Origin of the sequence: Brevundimonas sp. (assembly GCF_030656255.1) — a bacterium.
Classification (GTDB): Bacteria; Pseudomonadota; Alphaproteobacteria; order Caulobacterales; family Caulobacteraceae; genus Brevundimonas.
Genome location: NZ_JAUSOE010000095.1, coordinates 1 through 4,350, shown reverse-complemented (window position 1 = coordinate 4,350; position 4,350 = coordinate 1). Strand labels below are relative to the sequence as shown.

At 63.8% G+C, this 4,350-nt stretch carries 3 protein-coding genes; all 3 read right to left on the bottom strand.

The window, feature by feature from the left end:
* A partial coding sequence (locus tag Q7J26_RS09715) for a TonB-dependent receptor (protein WP_304936253.1) occupies positions 1-2,304 on the bottom strand: 2,304 nt, incomplete at its 3' end.
* A 380-nt stretch (positions 2,305-2,684) separates the two neighbouring features.
* Complete coding sequence (locus Q7J26_RS09710; RefSeq protein ID WP_304936252.1) at positions 2,685-3,374, bottom strand: response regulator; 690 nt, start codon at positions 3,372-3,374, stop codon at positions 2,685-2,687.
* A partial coding sequence (locus tag Q7J26_RS09705; protein ID WP_304936251.1) for a sensor histidine kinase KdpD occupies positions 3,374-4,350 on the bottom strand: 977 nt, incomplete at its 5' end. The genes Q7J26_RS09710 and Q7J26_RS09705, both read right to left, overlap by 1 nt.

Sequence of the window (4,350 nt, the reverse complement as noted above, 5' to 3'; positions counted from 1 at the left end):
GAAGCGGGCGTCGGCGTTGACGGTCGTATAGGCGTCGACCTTCAGATCATTGACGTCGGTGACCCAACGTTCCCCGACATACTTGGCCTGGACGCCGGCCTGAAGCGGACCGGCTTCATACTGGGCGCGCAGACCGAAGGTCCAGTCCGGCACCTCGACCAGGGTCTTGCCGGCCGTGTTGTAGGTCGTGGTCGAGTTGTAGACGACGTCGTCCTTGATCTCGCTGTCGTTGTACGAGGCCGACAGATAGATCGACAGAGGCTCCATCGGCGAGAAGCCGACCTGGGCGTCGAAGCCCTTCAGGTCCACGTCGCCGACGTTGCGATCCGCATAGATGTCGGTCGCCGGGTCATAGGTCGTCAGGATGCGGTTTTCGAACTGGGTGTACCAGATGCTGGCCGAGGCGATGACGGTTCCGCTCTGGTAACGATAACCCAGGTCGAAGGTCTTGCTCTTTTCCGGATCGACGATCGGGCTGACCAGATCACCGGCGTCATTATAGGTGACGGTGTACAGATTGTCCGTCCGCGGCAGGGTCAGGCTTTCCGCATAGGATCCGTAGACGCTGTGGGCCGAGTCAAAGCGCCATGAGGCGTTCAGGTTCGGCAGGATGTCGTCGAACGTCTTCTCGCGGCTGTAGGGCGCGATATAGTCGGTCGTCGAGGTGCCGAAGCGGTAGTAGGTGTAGTTGGCGGTCGAGTTCGGCGAAACCGTCGCCGTCTGGGTCGTGCACAGCACCGAACTCGTGCCCTTGGACGAGTAGCAGTTCTGGTTCATCTCGCGCTTGAAGAAGGGCGCGCGCACGCCCAAGCTCACACGCAGATGATCGTCGATAAACTTGCCGCGATATTCCAGCGCGACCTGGTTGAGCTGGGCGTAGGACAGGCGGTCGCGCGAACGCAAGGCGTAGCCGTCCAGGTTGACGACCCGGTTGTCTTCTTCCTTCAGACCGCCCCAGATGTCGGCGAAGACCGGCGAGGAAGCGTTCGAATAGTCGATATAGCCGTACTGGCCCGTCTGACGGTGGCGCGCCCGATCAAACGTATAGGCCAAACGGAACGAGTGGTTTTCGCTCGGCGACCACAGCAGCGACGAGTTGATGCCGTAGCGCTGGGTGTGGGTGTTGGAGGGGCTCATCAGGCGCACGGTGTCCAGCGTATCGCCGTCGCCGTTCAGATCGACGCCGCCCGAGGTCTGCGACCCGCGCAGCAGGGCGTTGGTCTCGGTCAGAGTCGTCTGCTGCGATCCGCCGTTGGCCAGAGTGTACTGGAACGACGGGTCGAAGGTGAAGATCAGACCCTTGCCCAGGGTGAAGCGCGACTGGCCGCGCAGGTTTCCGGTGTCGGACGGATTGATCCGCAGGCCGTAGTAGTTGGTCGAGTTGCTGTCGACGTCGGCCGAGCCGTTGACGAAGGTCGGCGCCGTATAGGTGTTGTTGAAATCGACATCCCAGCCATAGGGGCTGACTTCGACGTCCGAACGCGAGTCCGTGGCCGACTGGATCAGATATGGGCCGTTGTAGGCGTTGTTGCGGTTGCGGTTCCAGTGCGCGGCCAGCGAGACGAAGTCGCCGTTGTCGCGGATGGGCTGGTAGATCTTGGCGTTGTACTGGATCTTGTTCAGGTCGCCCTGGCCCTTGAACTTGTCATAGGACTGATCGGAATAGGCGAACCAGGCGCGCGTGCCCCAGGGGCCGACGGCGCCGGTGTTCACCAGCATGGCGAACCGTTGGTAGTTGAAGTCGCCCAGCGAGCCCTGAACCCAGCCGCCGAAGTCTTCGGTCGGGGTCAGCGACGAGATGTTGATCGTGCCGCCGGTCGCCGAGGCGGTGGGGCTGTCGGCGTCGGTGGTGCCGGTGTTGACGGTCGCTTTGTCGACTAGGTCGCTGTCCAGCTGCTGGTTCGTATAGAGAGAGTAGTTGCCCGAGTCGTTCAGCGGCATGCCGTCGAACGTCTGGGCGATGCGGGGGCCGTCGAAGCCGTGCAGACGGATATTGCCGCCCGACGAACCATAGGGGTCGTTGTTGGTGAAGTTCATGCCCGGGATCAGGTTCAGGACTTCGTTGATCGACTGGCCCGAGGCCTGGGTCGAAATGAACTCCTGATTGATCGTCGCACGGCTCTTGCCGACCGACTCCGCGGTGATGACGCCATCCATAGTGCGCGGACCGCGCTGACCGGTGACGACGATTTCCTTGAGTTCGGCGGCTTCCGTGCCCGACGACTGGGCCGAGGCGGTTCCGGCGAGAGAGAGAGCGCCGGCCAGGGCGGTAGTCGCCCAGAACAGCTGTTTGCGGTTTGTCATTAATCGATCCCCGATTGAAGCGAACGGGCGGCCGTGTCGGCTCTCCCATCGCTTGCGGGGGTAGTCGGTTCATCGGAACAATTCTCGAAAATTGTATGAAGTATATATGACAATAACAGTATAATTTCGCTTTGATTCCATTCCGAAACAATATTCTTTTCATTTAAATCTTTTTCAAATCAATACCGATACAATATTACCCCGCATAGTTCTTTTTATACAAAATCGACACACGTGCGGTTATCCAGAATTCGAGGTCTGATATTGGCTTCACGCCTAACCGGGGAATCAGCCATCCTGCAGTTGGCGTGGCGCCAAGCGTCAGCGAACCGCCCTCGCCTACAACAGGCTATCCGCCTTAAAGAGGCGTGCGGCGGCGATCAGAGTTCGAGCCGGTATCCCACGCTCGGCTCTGTAACAACCAGGGTCGGTTCGGCCGGATCGACCTCCAGCTTGTGGCGCAGTTGGCCGATCACGACGCGCAGGTACTGGACGTCAGCGGCATGGCCCGCGCCCCAGACGGTCTTCAGCAGATCGGCATGGCCCAGCACCTTGCCGGCGTTGCGCGCCAGATAGGCGAGCACTTCATATTCCTTGGGCCGCAGCTTCACCCGTTCGCCGGCGCGAGTGACGATGCGGCGGTCCAGATCGATCACGACCTCTCCTGCCGTGACCACGCCCCCCGCCACCGGCGTCAAGGCCCCCTGGCGCAGCCCGGCCCGTATGCGCGCCAGAAGTTCGCCGACCCCGAACGGCTTTTCGACATAGTCGTTGGCGCCTAGGTCCAGGGCCGCGATCTTTTCCGCCTCCCGGTCGCGGGCCGACAGGATGATGATCGGCCCCTGGTAGAATTCCCGCGCCCGTTTCAGCACGTCCTTACCGTCCATGTCGGGCAGGCCCAGGTCCAGCACCACCGCGTCGGGGCTCCACAATGCGATGGCCCTCAGTCCCTCCTGCCCGCTGTCGGCGCGCCGGGGTTCGTAGCCGGCGGCGTCCAGGGCGGGCGACAGGAAGCGGTGGATCTGGGGCTCGTCGTCGATGACGAGGACCTGGGGACGGACGGCAGGCATCACAGCAGATCCGGATGGGTGGCGATGGATTTGGGCAGGCTGATCAGGATGCGCGTGCCCCGCTTGCCGCCGTCCGGTCCGTCGTGGGTCGGGCTGGCGGCGGCGATACGGCCGCGCATGGCCTCGACGAAGCCCTTGGCGATGGCCAGGCCCAGGCCGGCGCCCTGGACCCGGTCGGGGGCGCGGTCGGTCGATTCCTCCATACGGCGGAACTTGTCGAACACCCGTTCCAGCTCGGCCGTGGGTATGCCGCGACCTTCATCCTCTATGGAGATGACGACGGCGCCCCGGTCCTCATAGGCCGCCAGTTCGATGGTCGTGCCGTCGGGGCTATAGGCGATGGCGTTCTCCAGGATATTGACCACCGCCTGTTCCAGCAGACCGGGATCGGCCTCGACCATGCTGAGCTGGGCCGGGAAGTCGCGGGTGATGAGGCGGTTCCCCAGGCGGCGCGACACCCGGTCAGCGGCGGCGTTCAGGGCGTCACGCACATCGGTCCAGTCGGTGCGGACGTTCAGACCGCCGCCCTCCAGCCGGGTCATGTCCAGCAGGTCGCCGACATAGCGCGACAGGCGTTCGGCTTCCTCGCGGATGCTGAGCAGCAGATCGTCGCGGACCGCCGGCTTCAACGTCGCCCCATAATCGATCAGGGTGGTGGCCGAGCCCAGCACGGTCGACAGGGGCGTGCGCAGGTCGTGGCTGACCGAGTTCATCAGGGCCGCGCGGAACCTGTCGGCGCGGCGCAGGGTCTCGCTCTCCAGCGCCTGTCCCGCCAGATCGGCCCGCTCCAGCGCCACGGCGCCCTGGTCCAGCAGGGCCAGGGCCAGCCGTTTCTCGTCCGAGCCCGCCGCCACGGCCGAGGCGTCGATCCCCGCCACCCCGGCGCGGCCACGCACGCCCTGCAGGGGCTGAAACCGCCAGCGGGTCTGCGGCAGGGTGCCGGTGCCGTGGCCCGTGACCTCGCCATGGGTCCAGG